The organism is Burkholderia sp. Bp9012 (genome assembly GCF_003853825.1).
In the GTDB taxonomy this organism is placed as follows: Bacteria; Pseudomonadota; Gammaproteobacteria; order Burkholderiales; family Burkholderiaceae; genus Burkholderia; species Burkholderia diffusa.
This window is the reverse complement of the sequence record NZ_QTQA01000007.1, coordinates 80,326-96,663: the sequence shown is the minus strand read 5'-3', so window position 1 is coordinate 96,663 and position 16,338 is coordinate 80,326. Positions and strand designations below refer to the sequence as shown.

At 69.7% G+C, this 16,338-nt stretch carries 13 protein-coding genes and 1 pseudogene; 10 read left to right on the top strand and 4 right to left on the bottom strand.

Going from position 1 to position 16,338, the window contains the following annotated elements; genetic code table 11:
- Nucleotides 1-313: 313 nt before the first annotated feature.
- A complete protein-coding gene (locus DIE11_RS11585; protein ID WP_124623764.1) occupies nt 314-1,378 on the bottom strand; it encodes a phytoene/squalene synthase family protein in 1,065 nt (354 codons plus the stop codon).
- 373 nt (nt 1,379-1,751) lie between these two features.
- On the opposite strand from DIE11_RS11585, the gene DIE11_RS11580 reads away from it, so the two are divergent.
- Nucleotides 1,752-2,897 carry a glycerophosphodiester phosphodiesterase gene (locus DIE11_RS11580; protein ID WP_124623761.1) on the top strand — a complete coding sequence of 382 codons (1,146 nt, stop codon included), beginning with the start codon at nt 1,752-1,754 and terminating at the stop codon, nt 2,895-2,897.
- A gap of 92 nt (nt 2,898-2,989) precedes the next feature.
- Here DIE11_RS11580 and DIE11_RS11575 read toward each other — a convergent pair whose 3' ends face one another.
- The gene (locus DIE11_RS11575) at nt 2,990-4,615 is read right to left on the bottom strand and encodes a rhodanese-related sulfurtransferase (RefSeq protein ID WP_124623758.1); all 1,626 of its coding nucleotides are present in this window, start codon (nt 4,613-4,615) and stop codon (nt 2,990-2,992) included.
- Nucleotides 4,616-4,724: 109 nt separating this feature from the next.
- Entirely contained in the window at nt 4,725-5,291 is a 567-nt protein-coding gene (locus tag DIE11_RS11570) for a cysteine dioxygenase (RefSeq protein WP_124623756.1), read from the bottom strand.
- A gap of 17 nt (nt 5,292-5,308) precedes the next feature.
- Between DIE11_RS11570 and DIE11_RS11565 the strand changes: the two are divergent.
- Nucleotides 5,309-6,288 (top strand): annotated as a pseudogene (locus DIE11_RS11565) (LysR family transcriptional regulator).
- Nucleotides 6,289-6,355: 67 nt separating this feature from the next.
- Here the strand turns inward: DIE11_RS11565 and DIE11_RS11560 are convergent.
- Nucleotides 6,356-7,687, bottom strand: coding sequence for an acyl-CoA dehydrogenase family protein (locus tag DIE11_RS11560; protein ID WP_124623753.1), 1,332 nt, complete (start codon nt 7,685-7,687; stop codon nt 6,356-6,358).
- A 441-nt stretch (nt 7,688-8,128) separates the two neighbouring features.
- On the opposite strand from DIE11_RS11560, the gene DIE11_RS11555 reads away from it, so the two are divergent.
- The 8 genes from DIE11_RS11555 to DIE11_RS11520 all read left to right on the top strand — a co-directional run bounded on the left by DIE11_RS11555 (nt 8,129) and on the right by DIE11_RS11520 (nt 16,259).
- Nucleotides 8,129-9,214, top strand: coding sequence for an LLM class flavin-dependent oxidoreductase (locus DIE11_RS11555; RefSeq protein WP_124623750.1), 1,086 nt, complete (start codon nt 8,129-8,131; stop codon nt 9,212-9,214).
- A gap of 20 nt (nt 9,215-9,234) precedes the next feature.
- A complete protein-coding gene (locus DIE11_RS11550) occupies nt 9,235-10,080 on the top strand; it encodes a class II aldolase/adducin family protein (protein ID WP_124623748.1) in 846 nt (281 codons plus the stop codon).
- 36 nt (nt 10,081-10,116) lie between these two features.
- Nucleotides 10,117-11,151 carry an ABC transporter substrate-binding protein gene (locus tag DIE11_RS11545; RefSeq protein ID WP_124623745.1) on the top strand — a complete coding sequence of 345 codons (1,035 nt, stop codon included), beginning with the start codon at nt 10,117-10,119 and terminating at the stop codon, nt 11,149-11,151.
- A gap of 4 nt (nt 11,152-11,155) precedes the next feature.
- Nucleotides 11,156-12,250: an ABC transporter permease gene (locus tag DIE11_RS11540; RefSeq protein ID WP_124623742.1), complete on the top strand. Its 1,095-nt coding sequence runs from the start codon at nt 11,156-11,158 to the stop codon at nt 12,248-12,250.
- Nucleotides 12,244-13,068 (top strand): ABC transporter ATP-binding protein, encoded by an 825-nt coding sequence (locus DIE11_RS11535; RefSeq protein ID WP_059679642.1) that lies wholly within the window; start codon nt 12,244-12,246, stop codon nt 13,066-13,068. The genes DIE11_RS11540 and DIE11_RS11535 overlap by 7 nt, the downstream gene beginning before the upstream one ends.
- 50 nt (nt 13,069-13,118) lie before the next feature.
- Nucleotides 13,119-14,300, top strand: coding sequence for a cytochrome c (locus tag DIE11_RS11530; protein WP_124623739.1), 1,182 nt, complete (start codon nt 13,119-13,121; stop codon nt 14,298-14,300).
- A 38-nt stretch (nt 14,301-14,338) separates the two neighbouring features.
- Nucleotides 14,339-15,295 carry an ABC transporter substrate-binding protein gene (locus DIE11_RS11525; protein WP_124623736.1) on the top strand — a complete coding sequence of 319 codons (957 nt, stop codon included), beginning with the start codon at nt 14,339-14,341 and terminating at the stop codon, nt 15,293-15,295.
- Nucleotides 15,296-15,392: 97 nt separating this feature from the next.
- A complete protein-coding gene (locus DIE11_RS11520) occupies nt 15,393-16,259 on the top strand; it encodes an MOSC domain-containing protein (protein ID WP_124623733.1) in 867 nt (288 codons plus the stop codon).
- Nucleotides 16,260-16,338 lie beyond the last annotated feature (79 nt).

Sequence of the window (16,338 nt, the reverse complement as noted above, 5' to 3'; positions counted from 1 at the left end):
AAAACGCTTACGCGGTGGGCCTCTCCGGCATTTCCCGGTGAAAACCCTAGCTTTACATTTTTACTGGTGCATCGCGACCGTCCAATGTCGTCAGACGCCTTCGGCAACAACCTTCTTACAAAAGCGCGACCTCGGCTGGTGCCGCGATTCACGCCGCCGCGCAGGATCGCTGACATTCATGACACCCACGTTTCGGGAAGCGAAATCGTGTAAACGTTTCAGTCCGTGTGGGGAGAATCAGACGGGAGTGGCCCGGCGAACGCGGGCCGAGGGCGATGCCCGCGCCTGTCGCGCCGGCATCGTGCAGCACAACTCAGCGCGCGGACGCCTGCCCGATCCGCGTGTTCACCGCGTCGACGAGCGCGTTCATGCGCGCACGGATCGCCGCGTTCGAGCCGACGAGCGCGAGCGACGACGCCATGATCCGGTAGATCCGCTTGCGCGGCACCTTCGCCGGCCTCGCCGGATCGAGCCACGCGTCATGGCCGGCCAGCAGTTCGAGCGTTTCGAGGCCGATCATGATGGGCCACAGGCACGCGAGCCGCAGACGCACGAAGCGGCGCGGAATCGCCAGCGTGTACCGGCACGCGTCGCGATACTGATCGAGCGCCACGCGCAGCAGGTCGACCAGCACGCCGCGCGCGCGCGCCGACGCGTCGGGCGACATCAGGTCGGCGACGCCCAGGCGGTGCGCGGCCAGCACGTCGTCCGGCAGGTAGCAGCGGCCAATCCGCAGGTCCTTCGCGCAGTCGCGCAGGATGTTGGTCATCTGCAGCGCCTTGCCGAAACGAATGCCCTTCTCACGCATGTCCGCCAGGTCCCAACCGCGCGCGGCGCGCGTGTGCGCACCGGTCATGTCGGTCCAGAATTCGCCGACGCAGCCGGCGACCAGATAGGTGTAGCGATCGAGCATGTCGCGGTCCGGCAGCGACGCGACCTCCCCCGACTGTTCGTCGGGGAACGTGCGCAGGTCGAACTCCATCCCCGACGTCAGCGTCGCGACGACCTTGCGGATCGATGCGCGATCCGCCTCCGGCTGCGCGCGCAGCAGCGCGAGCATCGGCTGCATCGAGCCGAGCAGCACGTGCTCGTGCGAATCCGTCTGCATCCGCGTCACCTCCTCCAGCGCACGCGACAGCGCCGCGCCGTCGCCGAGCCGCTCGACCTCGTCGCGCAGGTCGGTCAGCAGCGCCGCACGGCGATCGGGCGCGACGAGCGCCGTGTCGGCGATCGTGTCGGCCGCGCGCGCGAGCAGATAGGCCAGGCCGACCGGGTCGCGCATGCCGTCGGGCAGCACGCGCAGCGTCAGGTAGAAGGAGCGGGAAACGTTCTTCAGCAGGTCGCCGAGCAGATAGGCGGGATCGGTATGAGTCGTCATGGGTCGGTAAAAATCGGCCGGCGCGGGCCCCGGACGCACACTGACGCCGGGCGCCCGCGCCGGCCCGCGAGTCGCCGCATCGTCGCGCGCGAGCGGGCGTCGGCCCGGCGCGGCGATGCAAAAGTCCCGCAAGTTTAGTGCATCCGGCGCGCCGGCTCCCGGCGACGGCCGGATCGCGCCGCGAGCGCGGTTGCACTATCCGGCCATCCCGTACGTTTTGCGCTGCAACGAAAAAGAAAGGCGTGAGTAATACATATGTAATTATCTGATGCGACGATCGCGTCCCGTTCGATCCCGCGCGGCCCGCCGAGACAGGCCGCACCCGCCGGAACGACCGCCCTTTCACTGACTTCCGTTTCGAAGGTTCTCCACCATGCTCTTCACGCGCCCGACCGCCCTGCGCTGCATCCCGCTCGCCTGTGCCGCCGCCCTCCTGCTCGCCGCCTGCGGCGGTGACGACGTGTCGGCATCCGATCCGACGCAGCCGATCTCCCCGAAGGTCCAGGTGGTCGGCCATCGCGGCGCGAGCGCGCTGCGCCCCGAACACACGCTCGCGTCGTACCGCAAGGCGATCGAGGACGGCGCGGACGTGATCGAACCCGATCTCGTCTCGACTCGCGACGGCGTACTCGTCGCGCGCCACGAGAATGAAATCTCCGGCACGACGAACGTGTCGACCTTGCCGCAGTTCGCGAGCCGCAAGGCGACCAAGACGATCGACGGCGCGCAGCTGACCGGCTGGTTCACCGAGGACTTCACGCTCGCCGAGTTGAAGACGCTGCGTGCCCGCGAGCGCATTCCGCAGGTCCGCCCGGCGAACACCGCGTACAACGACCAGTTCGAGATTCCGACCTTCGACGAGATCGTCGCGCTCGCGAAACAGATGGCCGCGCAGACCGGCCGCACGATCCACCTGTATCCGGAAACCAAGCACCCGACTTACTTCCAGTCGGTCGGCCTGCCGCTCGAGGACCGTCTCGTCGACGCGCTGCTGAAAGATCCGTACACGGCACGCACGGCGACCGTCTACATCCAGTCGTTCGAAGTGGCGAACCTGAAGACGATCCGCAACCGGATCAAGACGAGCCAGCCGAACTGGAAGCTCGTGCAGTTGATGGACGAAGCCGATCAGCGTCCGTACGACTTCGTGAAGGCGAACGACAAGCGCACCTACGGTGACCTGTCGACGCGCGACGGAATGCGCGAGATCGCGTCCTATGCGAACGGCGTCGGCCCGTACAAGACATCGATCATCGCGGTCGCCGCCGATGGCACGCTGCAGCAGCCGACGCCGTACGTGCGTTACGCGCACGAAGCCGGCCTCGTCGTGCATCCGTACACGTTCCGTCCGGAGAACAACTTCCTGCCCGCGTCGCTGAAGGACGGCGGCACGCCGGCCACGCGCAACACCGAGGGCTCGGTGCGCGAGATCCAGGCGTACCTGCGCGCGGGCATCGACGGCTTCTTCACCGACGATCCGGCCGTCGGCCGCGCGGCCGTCGATACGTTCAAGCGCTGAGTGGACTGAACGCGCCGGATGCGATGCGCCACTGAGCGCGCGGCAACCGGGCGCGGCGCATGTCGTGCCGCACACCGGTTGCCGCGTTGCGGTCAGATCACGCTGAAGTGGTGCGTGCCGTCGCGCTTCAGCTGGTCGACCAGCCCGTATTCCCAGTCGAGATACGCCTGCATCGCGGCGGCCGCGTTGTCCGTGCCTTCATACGGGCGCCGGTAGCGGTCGACGCGCGGCGACGCCAGATGCGTCTCGCCGTGCGCGAGCGGCAGCCCCGCGTCGATCCACGCGGCCGTGCCGCCGGTCAGCACCGTGATCGCCGCGGAAGCCGGCAGCAACGCGCGCGCGTCGTCCGCCGCGAACCGCGCGAGCAGGCTCGACCCACACGTGAACACATAGCGCTTCGCCGGCGGGATCGCGGCGAGCGCGTCGCGCAACTGCGCACGCACGACGAACCACGCGCCGGGGATATGGCGCTTCACGTAGTTCGCGCTGGTCGTCACGTCGACGATCGCGACCTCGCCCGCGGCCGCCTCCTTCAGCCAGCCCGCGAGCGTTGCGGGCGACACCTCGGTCACCTGCGGCGTCGCCGGCACGTCGCGCGGCGGCTGGCCGCGCTCGGTGAAGGCCGCCGTGCCGGCCGGCTCGATCACGCGCACGTCCCAGCCCATCTGCGCGAGCCACGACGCGGTCATGTCCGCGCGCACGCCGTCGTCGTCGGCAAGCACGATTCGCGCGCCGCGCACGGGCGCGTGATGGTCGGTCTCCTGTACGAGCTGGCCACCCGGCGTGCCCAGGAAGCCTGGCAGATGGCCGGCCTCGTATTCCTCCGGCGTGCGCACGTCGAAGCGGTACAGCGTGCGGCCCGGCTCGTCGAGCGCCGCGACGTCCGCGAGCGCGATGCGCGGCACGCCGGCGCGCTCGGCCACCGCGCGCGCGGCGCGACGGGCTTCCTTACGCTGCGCGGGTTCGACGTCGTCGGGAAAGCGTCGCGCGGCGCCGTGCTCGAGCGTCTGGCCCGCGAGCGTCCAGCCGATCGTGCCGTTGCGCAGTGCCGCGACCGGGTTCGGCAGCCCTGCGTTCACGAGCGATTGCGTGCCGATGATGCTGCGCGTGCGGCCCGCGCAGTTCACCACGACCCGGGTTGCGGGGTTCGGCGCGAGCGCGCGCACGCGCAGCACGAGTTCCGCCCCCGGCACGCTCGTCGACGTCGGGATGTTCATCGTCTGGTATTCGTCGAAGCGGCGCGCGTCGACGATCACGACGTCGGCCTTTTCGTCGATCAGCGCCTGCACTTCCTGCGCGGACAGCGACGGCGTATGGCGCTCGGCCTCGACCCACTCGCCGAACGACTTGCTCGGCACGTTCACGTCGATGAACAGCTCGCCGCCCGCGGCGAGCCAGCCCGCGAGACCGCCGTCGAGCAGCCGCACGTCGGTATAGCCGAGCTGCGCGAGCTTCGCGGCCGCGCGCGGCGCGAGATCCTCGCCGCCGGCCTCGCCGAACACGACGATCGGCGTGTCGCGGCGCGGAATGCGCGTCCACGCGTCGAGTTCGAGCTTCGACAGCGGAAAGTTGGCAGCCCAAAGCGGATGGCCCTGCGCGTATGGATCTTCCTCGCGCACGTCGATCAGCGCGAGCTCGTCGCGGGCCAGGAGGCGCGCGCGTACGTCCTGGTACGACGCGACGGGGAAACGGGAAGTGGAATCAACGGATTGCGTCACGATGTCTCTGTCGGATTCTGTTGAAGTCGGTGAAAAAAGCAAACGGAAAACGGTTGAAGCCCGAGGCCGCGGGCGTGCGCTCGCAACGGAACGCCCGCGACTTTCGGCGTCATACGTTCGAATAGCCGGACACGAACGGCTTCACGGTGCCGTCGTCCAGGAACACCGCGCGCTCGACCTTGCCGATGTTCGCGCCGTACACGTGGATGCTGATCGATACCTGGTCGGCGAACGCGTTGGTCACGCGATGGACGTCGCCGATGCTCGGCGACACGGCCTCGACGTCGCCCGGCCGCAGTTGCACCGCATCACCCGACGGCACCGGCCTGCCGTTCGCGTCGAACCGGTACGGCTGCGAAAACTCGCCGCCGCGCAGCATGCCGATCAGCCCCCACACCGTGTGATTGTGGATCGGCGTCGTCTGGCCAGGCCCCCACACGAAGCTGACGACGGAGAACCGATCGTCGGGATCGAGATGCAGCAGGTACTGGCGGTAGCGCTCGGGATCGGGCTGCGCGAACGCGTCGGGCAGCCAGTCGTCGTGCGCGACGAGCGCGGCAAGCAGCGCGCCGCCCTCGTCGAGAATGCGCGCCTCGTTCGCGCCGGACGCGAGCAGCGCGCCCAGGCCGTCGACGAACGGACGCAGCGGCGTCTGATGCAACGAAAGCGTACTCATCGGCTGCCTCCTCGAATATGATGCCGAATATGATGAATCGTCATGATCACCCGAAAGATCATGCAGAACAAACATGAAAATTAGCGATATCGACGCTTTTGCAGCGGTCGTCCGCTGCCAGACGCTGAGCCAGGCCGCGGCCGAGCTCGGGATGACGCAGCCGGCGATCACACGGCGCGTGCAGAATCTCGAGGAAGCGCTCGGCGCGACGCTGCTCGACCGCAACACGAAACCGCCGCGCCCGACCGACATCGGCCTGCAGGTGTTCGCGCAGTGCCGCGCGATCCTGCGCGAGGTCGATGCGCTGCGCGAACTGACGGCCGGCCAGCGGCCGCCCGCCGGCGAATTCCGCGTCGGCCTCACGCAAGGGCTTGGCGAACTGATGCTGCCCGGCCTGATCGCGCGGATCGCCGGGCAATGGCCGGCGCTCGCCACGCAGGTCACGACCGCCTGGGGCGGCATGCTCGTCGAGCGCGTCGCGCGCCGCGAACTCGATGCGGCGCTGGTGTTTCTGGCCCGCGAGATGGTGCTGCCGCCGCACGTCGAGGGCGAACGGCTGCTGGCCACCCGGCTCGTCGCGGTCGGCCGCAAGGGCGACTGGCCGCGCCGCAGCTACCGGCTCGCCGACTGCCATGCGCGCGGCTGGGTGCTCAATCCCGACGGCTGCGGCTTTCGTGCGGGCCTGCGCCGCGCGCTCGACGCGCAGGGGCTGCCGATGCCCGTCACGCTCGACACATATGGTCGCGACCTGCAGTTGCAGAGCGTCGCGAACGGCATCGGCATCGGGCTGATGCCGATGCCGCTCGTCGAAGGCAGCCCGCTGCGCGATGCGGTCGACATCGTGCCGCTCGCCGATTTCAAGCCGCAGATCGATCTGTGGCTGCTGCACCGGCAGGACGCCGCACGCTTCGCGGCGCCGCTCGCGGCCGTGGGCGCCCATGCGCGCGCGGCATTCGCACTGCCCGCGGATGCCGCCGCGCACGACGAAGCCGCTTGAGCTTGACCAAGGCCTGCGACGCCGGCACCGCGGTGTCCCGTTTGCGCCGACCGTCATGCGGCCCCGCTCACGCACCGCTTCGACCGGAAACCGGTGCGCCGCGTGACGTCCCGCCAGCCTCCGCGCTGGCGTTCTCGGTTGCGCTTCGCGCCGCGGCGTCGAGCGCGGCACGCCCGGCGGCGACCGCGATCGCATCGTCCTGCGGCGTATGCACGCGGCTGCACAGCACGTCGCGATAATGACGTTCGAGCGGATTGTGGCGGCTCAGCCCGTGATTGCCCGACAGCTTCAACGCGTGCTCGACCGTGCGGATCGCCTGCTCCGTCACGGTTCGCTTGACGAGGCCGCTCGTCGTCACCGTCGGTGCGTCGCCCGCATCGGTGCGCGCGATGTGTTCGTCGAGCAGCACGCGGTTCGTGTGCAACCACCCTTCGATCTCGCCGACGGCCTCCTGCATGCGCGGCAGCGTCGCGAGCGGTGCCCCGAGCCCGCTCGGCGCGCGCGTCGTCGCGAACTCGAGCAGCCAGTCGCGTGACGCGCGCGCCACCGCATCGTAGAGGCTGCCGAGCAACGCGACCATCCACGCCTGCTGGTCAGCCTGCGCGTCGATATCCGCATGGCTCGCGGCCGATACGGCCCACGCATCGGGCGCGCGCACGTCCACCGCATGATCGGCGGGCAGCCGCACGTCGTCGAACACGACCTCGTGGCTGCCCGATGCGCGCAGGCCCAGGTGGTTCCAGCTTTCGATCACGCGGATGCCTGCGTCGTCCTCCACATCGCGCTCGCGCGGCACGAGGAATACGCCGACACGCGGCTCGGATTCGTCGGTGCGTGCCCATACGGCGAGCCAGCGCAGCGCCGGAATGCCGGTGCTGTACAGCTTGTGGCCGGACAGGCGCCAGCCGTCGCCGTCGCGACGCGCAATCGTTTCGGGCAGGCCGCCGCGCGACGGCGAACCGAGCGCCGGTTCGACGCGCAACGCGTTGATCAGCGCGCCCTCGGCGACCGCACTGTCGAACACCGCACGCCGCACGTGCGCGGGCCAGCGGTTGTCCGCACGGCCGAGCGCGCGATGCTGCAGATACGTCATCGTCAGCACCAGCGCAGTCGCGGGATCGGCGCGCGCGACGGCGGCCACGATCCGGCTCGCCTGCGCCAGCGTCGCGCCCGCGCCGCCATGCTCGCGCGGCACGACCTGCGCGATCAGCCCGGCGCGATGCAGCCGCGCGAAGTTCTCGTGCGGGAAGCGGCCGTCGACGTCGTTGCGGGCGGCGTCCGCGGCGAGTTCGGGCGCAAGACGCTCGAGCAGCACCGCGACGCGCGCATCGTCGGCAGGCAGATGGCGCAGCGACGACTGCGACGGTAGCGGCGAGGAAGCAGCAAGTCTGGCGGACATCGGTACGGGTTCCCTCGGTGACTGGATAGCGGGGTAACGCAACGGCGGCAATGGCGGAGATCGATTGGCGGACGGCGCGGCGGCGCGTGAAGCCGGCGGCGATCGGTTGCGGTTGCGCACTCGCGCGCCGGTTCGCGGACGTTTGCCGCGCATGCGTGCGCACGCATCGGCATTCGAACCGGACCGCACATCCCGGACCGCATGCGGATCCGGTTTCTGCCCGGCGCAACAGCCCTGCCCGGCACGCCCCGCCCCCTTTCAACACCATCGCGAGCCCACAGCGTATGCGCAATGCACACGCGGCCAAACCATGCAAATCTGATATTCAATTCGGGATTGATTATTTCCATTCCGCATGATCCCGGCGGTAATCTGCGCTCCATTCCCGCCCCCGCCGGCCGTTGCTGGATGCGTGGGGCCGTCCTTGCATCGGAGACCCAGATGAGCGTCGAATTCATCGGCATGATCCAGAGCCAGAAGCAGTCGGAAATCCATCCGCCCGCCGGCCCCGTCGTCGACCCCGATTACGTGCGCGACTTCGCCCGCGCACATGAAACGGCCGGCTTCGACCGGATCCTCGTCCCGCACCACTCGACCGGCCCGTCCGCGACGCTGACGATCGCGTTCGCCGCCGCCGCGACCGAGCGCATCCACTTCATGCTCGCGCATCGGCCGGGCTTCACCGCGCCGACGCTCGCCGCGCGGCAGATCGCGACGCTTGATCAGTTCAGCCGCGGCCGGCTCGCCGTGCACTTCATCTCCGGCGGCTCGGACAGCGAGCAGCAGCGCGACGGCGACTTCCTCGACCACGACGCACGCTACGCACGCACCGACGAATATCTCGGCATCCTGCGCCGCATCTGGACCGAAACGCAGCCGTTCGATCACGACGGCGCGCACTACCGCTTCAAGCAGGGCTTTTCGGAGGTGAAGCCGTTTCAGCAGCCGCACGTGCCGATCTACTTCGGCGGCGCCTCGGAAGCGGCGCTGGAAGTCGCCGGCAAGCACGCGGACGTTTATGCGCTGTGGGGCGAATCGCTCGACCAGGTGCGCGACCTGACGACCCGCGTGCGCGCCGAAGCCGCGAAGCACGGCCGGCAGGTGCGCTTCTCCGTGTCGTTCCGGCCGATCCTCGCGGCGACCGAAGACGAAGCATGGGCGCGCGCGCACCGGATCCTCGACGAAACGCGCCGGGTGCGCGAAGCGGCCGGCCTCGGCAGCGGCGGCCCGCAGCAAAGCGAAGGCGCGCGGCGCCTGCTTGCCGCGGCCGAACGCGGCTCGCGCGTCGACAAGCGGCTGTGGACCGAGATCGCGAAGCTCACCGGCGCACGCTCGAATTCGACCGCGCTGGTCGGCACGCCCGAACAGGTCGCCGACGCGCTGCTCGACTACTACGACCTTGGCGTGACGACGTTCCTGATCCGCGGCTTCGATCCGCTCGAAGACGCAATCGACTACGGTCGCGAACTGATTCCGCGCGTGCGCAGCGCCGTCGCGGCACGCGACGCGGCACGCCGCGCGGCCTGACCCAAAGGGAGACGCCGACCATGTCCGCCGTCCTGGCTTCGTCATCGCCCGCACGCACCGCGTCGGGCCTCGTCCTCGCCGACACGCCGCGCCAGCATTTCTGGTTCGACCCGCCCGCGCCGCGCGTCGACGTCGCCGCCGAGCGCCGTCACCGGCAGGAGCGGCTCGCGGCCGCGTTCCGCCTGTTCGCGCGCTTCGGCTTCGCGTCGGGCCTCGCCGGCCACATCACCGCGCGCGACCCCGAACTGCCCGATCACTTCTGGGTGAATCCGCTCGGCGTGCATTTCTCGCGGATCAAGGTATCGGACCTGCTGCTCGTCAACGCACGCGGTGAAACTGCGATCGGCAACCGGCCGCTGAACAAGGCCGCGTTCGCGATCCACGCGGCGATTCACGACGCGCATCCGCACATCGTCGCCGCCGCGCACACGCATTCGACCTACGGCAAGGCATGGTCGACGCTCGGCCGCCCGCTCGGTCCACTGACGCAGGACGCGTGCGTGTTCTACGAGGATCACGCGCTGTTCGACGACTTCACGGGCATGGTCGTCGACACGAGCGAAGGCGCACGGATCGCGGGCGCGCTCGCGAAGCCCGACGGCACCACGCACAAGGGCGTGATCCTGAAGAACCACGGCATCCTGACGGCCGGCCCGACGGTCGAGGCCGCCGCGTGGTGGTACATCGCGCTCGACAACGCCGCGCACACGCAGTTGCTGGCCGAAGCGGCCGGCACGCCGCAACCGATCGACCACGCGACCGCGCGACACACGCACGGCCAGATCGGTGGCCCCGACGGCGCATTGCACGCGTTCGACAGCCTGTTCGCAGGCGTCGTCGCCGACGAACCCGACCTGCTCGACTGAACGCCCTTGCGCACGACCGGAACCGGAGACCACACGATGACCGATACCACCGCCCCCGCGCCGACCGGCGCCCATGACGACAAGCGCCGCCGGCTGCTGCGCGCGGCCGGCGCCGCCGCGCTCGCCGCGCCGGCGATCACGCTGGGCCGCAACGCATGGTCCGCGCCACCGCTGAAGAAGCTCACGTTCGCGTGGAACCAGAACGCGTTCTGCCTGACGCCGATCGTCGTCGCGCAGGAGAACGGCTTCTTCGAGAAGAACGGACTGAAGGTCGAGCTGGTCAACTACAGCGGATCGACCGATCAGTTGCTCGAATCGATCGCGACCGGCAAGGCCGACGCGGCGGTCGGGATGATCCACCGCTGGCTGAAGCCGCTCGAAGCCGGCTTCGACGTGAAGATCATCGGCAGCTCGCACGGCGGCTGCGTGCGGCTGCTCGGCGCGAAGGCGGCCGGCGTGACGACGCTGCAGGCGCTGAAGGGCAAGACGGTCGGCGTCAGCGATCTCGCGGCGCCCGGCAAGCACTTCTTCTCGATCCTGCTGGCAAAGAACGGCATCGATCCCGAACGCGACATCACGTGGCGGCAGTATCCGGCCGATCTGCTCGGCGTCGCGGTCGACAAGGGCGAGATCCAGGCGATCGCCGACGGCGACCCGAATCTCTATCTCCTCGAGAAGCGCAGCAACGGCGCGTATACGGAACTCGCGACGAACCTGTCCGGCGAATACGCGCGCAAGGTGTGCTGCGTGATCGGCGCGCGCGGCGACCTCGTACGCAACGACCGGCCGGCGGCCGCCGCACTCGCGCGCTCGATCGTGCAGGCAACCGAATACACGCACGACAACCCGAATGAAGCCGCGAAGGCGTTCGCGAAGTATTCGCCGAAGATCAATCCCGAAGACCTGCGCAAGCTGTACGCGACGCTGACCTACACACACCACCCGACCAACGTCGACCTGCAGCAGGAAATCGCGTTCTACGCGGACGATTTCCGCCGGATCAGCGTGCTGAAGAAGAGCACCGACCCGCAGCGCTTCGCGCAGCAGGTCTATGCGAACGTGCTGGGGTGACGCGATGTCGACGATCGAACACGCGTCCGCCGCGCGAACGGCATCCGCAACGAACAGCACCGCCACCGCGATGGCCACGTCCCGCGCAGCATGCACGGCCTGCGACGCGACGCTCGCGGCCGAAGCCCGCCGTGCGCGTACCTGGCCGACCGGCGTCGTCGCGGCGCTCGCGTGGGCCGCGCTCGGCGCGGTGACTTACGTGTGGCCGAACCGCGTCGTCGGTTTCACCGACTGGGCATACACCGACACGTTCGGCATCGCCGCGTGGGCGATCGCCGCGCTGCTGCTGGTCGCCGCGACGCTTGGCCATCGCGTGCCGGCCACGCGCCTGCGGCTTGCACGCGTGCGCCCGGCCGGCCCGTGGCTCGTCGCACTGCCGCTCGTGCTTGCCGCGTGGGAAATCGTCACGGCCAAGACCGGCTGGCTGCCGACGCCGTTCTTCGCGCCGCCGCAGGCCTTGATCGAGGTCTACGTCGACGACTGGCCGCGCCTCGCCGGCAGCGCCGCCAATACGCTGAAGCTGCTTTCGCTCGGGTTCGCGTACGGCGTCGCGGTCGGGTTCGCGGTCGGCGTATCGATCGGCTGGTCGCGCCGCATCGGCTACTGGGTGCATCCGGTGCTGCGCGTGCTCGGCCCGGTGCCGGCCACCGCGCTGCTGCCGCTCACGTTCTACTTCTTCCCGACGAGCTATTCGGCCGCTGCGTTCCTGATCGCGCTGTCGACCGGCTTCCCGGTCGCGGTGCTGACGTGGTCGGGGGTCGCGAGCGTGAACCGGCAGTACTACGACGTCGCGCGCACGCTCGGCGCGAACGCGCGCTTCCTGGTGCTGCGCGTCGCGATTCCCGCCGCGCTGCCGCATGTGTTCGTCGGCATCTTCATGGGGCTGAGCGCATCGTTCACGGTGCTCGTCGTCGCCGAGATGATGGGCGTCAAGTCGGGGCTCGGCTGGTACCTGAGCTGGGCGCAGGGCTGGGCATCGTACGTGAACATGTATGCGGCGCTGATCGTGATGGCGCTGCTGTTTTCCGGGCTGATCGCGCTGCTGTTCGCGGTGCGCGACCGTGTGCTCGCATGGCAGAAAGGAACCGTCAAATGGTGAGCGCCGCCGCTCTCGAATCGTCCGTCTCCACGGCACCCGTCACGCCCGATGCCACGACGGCGCGCGGCGCGCGCATCGACATCCGCCGCGTGAGCCATGCGTTTGACGGCCCCGGCGGCCCGCTGCCGGTGCTCGACGACGTCACGCTGTCGGTCGCGGCCGGCGAATTCGTCGCGCTGCTCGGCCCGAGCGGCTGCGGAAAATCGACGCTGCTGCGGCTCGTCGCGGGCCTCGACGCCGCTCGACAAGGCGCAATCGTGCAGGACGGCGTGCCGATCGAAAGGCCCGATCCGTCGCGCATCGTCGTGTTCCAGGATCCGACGCTCTACCCGTGGCGCCGCGTGCGCGCGAACGTCGCGCTCGGCCTCGAGGCGCGTGGCGTGGCGCGCACCGCGCAGCATCGCGTCGACGATGCGCTCGCGCGCGTCGGACTTCAGGAATTCTCGAACGTGTTTCCGCATCAGCTGTCGGGCGGGATGGCGCAGCGTGTCGCGCTCGCCCGCGCGCTCGTCAACGATCCGCGCCTGCTGATCCTCGACGAGCCGCTCGGCAAGCTCGATTCGCTGACGCGGTTGACGATGCAGGCCGAGTTGACCGCGCTGTGGCAGCGCGACGGGTTCTCCGCGCTGCTCGTCACGCACGATGTCGAGGAAGCGCTGTTTCTCGCGCAGCGCGTGATCGTATTCGGGCCTCGTCCCGCACGGATCGTCGCGGAACTGCGTGTCGACCTGCCCTATCCGCGCCATCGCGGCGACCCGCGTCTCGCCGAACTGCGCCACGAAGCGCTGCGGCATCTCGGACTCGATTCGAGCTGGTAGATGCCGGGTGCCGCCAGCGGGATGGCCCGCGCACGGCAAAGGCCGCGCCGATGAATGCACCGCCGTTCGCCGACTGGGCACTCCTGTTCCTGCAACTGCTGTATCGCGCGCAGATCGCGTTCGCCCGGGCACTGCATGCGGCCGGCCTGACCGGGGACGCCGACGGACAGGCCGCGTGGCCCTGGGCGCATCGGATCGCGCTTGAAACGCTGCGCATCGATGCCGGGCTCACGCGACAGCTTGCGTTCGCTTGCGCGGCAACCGCGCTCGCCGTGGCGCTGGCGTGCATCGCGCTCGTTTCGCGCAAGTGGCGAGCGGCATCGGCAATCGCCGCACTGGCCGCCGCGTGGCTCGCGCCGTGGCCACCGGCGTCGCTGTGGCTCGCACCCGCGGTGCCGACCAGTTTCCAGCGCAACCCCGCGCCGCTTTCCGTCGCGAACGTGATGCGCGGTGCGCACCTGTATGCGCGGCATTGCGCGGCGTGTCACGGCGCGGACGGCCGCGGCGAAGGACCGCTCGCGGCAACGCTCGCGCATTGGCCGCCGACCTTCGCGGGCGCGCTGCTCGCCCGCCGGCTCGAAGGCGAACTGTACTGGCGCGTGCGGCACGGTACGCACGACGCGCGCGGCGCGTCGTCGATGCCGGGCTTTGCCACGACGCTCGGCCCCGGCGACACGTGGGCCGTGCTCGCTTACCTGAAGGCGCTGTCGGCCGGCAGCGGCGCGCAGGCGGAAGGTGCATGGCCCGCGCCCGTTCCGCTGCCAGCGCTCGACGTGCGTTGCGGCAGCGCCGCGCCGCAGCCGCTCGAGCGCTGGCGCGAAGGCCAGCGCGTGCGCATCGTTGCGCTCGCGCCGGGCAGCGCGCCGCCGACGGAGGATCCGCGCTGGCAGACGCTGCTCGTCACCGCCGGCGACACGCCCGCGCCACCGGCCACCGGCTCGCGCGCGAACTGCGTCGCGTCGACGCCCGGCGCATGGCAAGCGTTCGCGACGATCGCCGGCGTGTCGCCCGAGACGTTCGGCGGCACGCAACTGCTTGCCGACCGGCGCGGCTGGCTGCGGGCGCGCGCGTTGCCTGGCAGCGCGGGCTGGTCGGCCGACGATTTGTTGTGCCGCTCGGACGCGACCGCACGGCCTTCCGCCGCCCCCGCGAACGTCGATCCGCTGACCGCGCTGCTGCTGCGTGTGGACGCTGAACCGGTGCGCGACGTGCAGGCCGGGCTTGCGCATTGAATCTCTGAACCGTTTCCTCCAATCGACCGAACTTCACGATGAATCCGACCCGACGTCACTTCCTCGCGCAAGCGAGCGCCCTCGCCGCCGCCGTCGGCGTGGCTCCGACCGCATTGCACGCGCAATCGGGCACGCGACCGCTGCTGCGTGCCGGCGACCAAAAGGGCGGGCTGCGCGCGCTGCTCGAAGCGGCCGGCGAACTGAACGGCCTTGCTTACGACATCGCATGGACCGAATTCCCGGCCGCTGCGCCGCTGGCCGAAGCGCTGAACGCGGCGGCCGTCGACTGCGGACCGATCGGCGACGCGCCGGTGATCTTCGCGCTCGCATCGGGTGCGCGCATCAAGGTGATCGGCGCGAACCGGTCCGACCCGTACGGCACCGCCTTGCTCGTGCGGCCCGATGCGACGCTGAAGGACGCCGCCGACCTGAAAGGCAAGCGCATTGGCACCACGCGCGGCTCGATCGGCCATTTCGTCACGCTGAAGGCACTCGAAGCCGCAGCCCTGCCGCCCGATGCCGTATCGTTCCGCTTCCTGCCGCCGGCCGACACGATGCTTGCGCTCGCAACCGGTTCGATCGACGCGTGGGCGACGTGGGAACCCTATACCGCGCTCGCCGAAACGAGCGGCCGCGCACGCGTGCTCGTCAACGGCCGCGGCCTGTGGTCGGGCCTCAGCTACGTCGCGGCGACCGACGCGGCGATCGCATCGAAGCGCGACGTGCTGCGCGACTTCCTGCAACGCGTCGTGCGCGCGCAGGCCTGGTCGTACCGGCACGTCGACGCGTATTCCGCGACGCTCGCGCGCATCGTCGGCATCCCGCCGGCTGCCGCGAAGCTGCAGTTCGAGCGCCGCAACACGCGGTGGCTGCCGATCGACGCGACGGTGATCGCCGGGCAACAACGCACGGCCGACTTCTACCTGAAGGCCGGGCTGCTGCGCCAGCCACTCGACGTGCGCACGACCTTCGACCTCGGCTTTCCGCTGGCGTGACCGGCCGCACGGCGCGGCGGCCTGCAACCGCCCAAACGGCTTTCGCATGATCTGGCACAATCGCGATTCGACCATCCCGCCTTCGTCAGCCAGCGTCATGCCAGCCATCTCCGAACTCTTCGTCTATCCGATCAAATCCTGCGCCGGCATCGCGCTGTCGCGCGCACAGCTGCTCGAAACGGGCCTAGCGTACGACCGCCACTGGCTGATCACCACCCCGGACGGGATGATGATCACGCAGCGCACGCACCCGCGCCTCGCGCTGATCCGCACCGCGCTCGAACACGATGCGCTGGTGCTGAATGCGCCGGGCATGCCCGAGATCCGTACGCCGCTCGACGGCGATGCAACACCCGCCACGCCGAAGATGGCCGCGACCGTCTGGCGCGACACCGTCGACGCGATCGACACGGGCGCCGAGACGGCCGCGTGGCTCACCGAATTCCTCGGCATGCCGTTGAAGCTCGCGCGCTTCGGTGCCGAGTCGCGCCGTGGCTGCAACCGCAAATGGACCGGCGACATCGACACGCACACGCAGTTCGCGGACGGCTACCCGCTGCTCGTGATCGGCCAGTCGTCGCTCGACGACCTGAACGCGAAGCTCGTCGCGAAAGGCGCGCCGGCGATTCCGATGAACCGCTTCCGCCCGAACATCGTCGTGTCGGATCTCGATGCGTACGAAGAGGATTTCGTCGAGCATCTCGACGCGGAAGGCGCGACGCGCGTGCGGTTGCGCCTCGTGAAGCTGTGCACGCGCTGCCCGATGCCGACGATCGACCAGGTGACCGGCGCGCCGGATCCGGCATGGCCGCACGAGCCGACCGACACGATGCAGACCTATCGCGCGCATCCGAACTACGACGACGCGCTGACATTCGGCATCAACGCGATCGTCGTCGAAGGCGCGGGCGCGTGGCTCGAAGTCGGGCAGTCGCTCGAAGCTGAGATCGGGTTCAGCGACTGAGGTGACCGGTCGAAGCGGCGGACGGCATATCGTTTCCGTCGCCGCCCTCCGCCGCCATTCACCTCGGTTGCGTCGATCG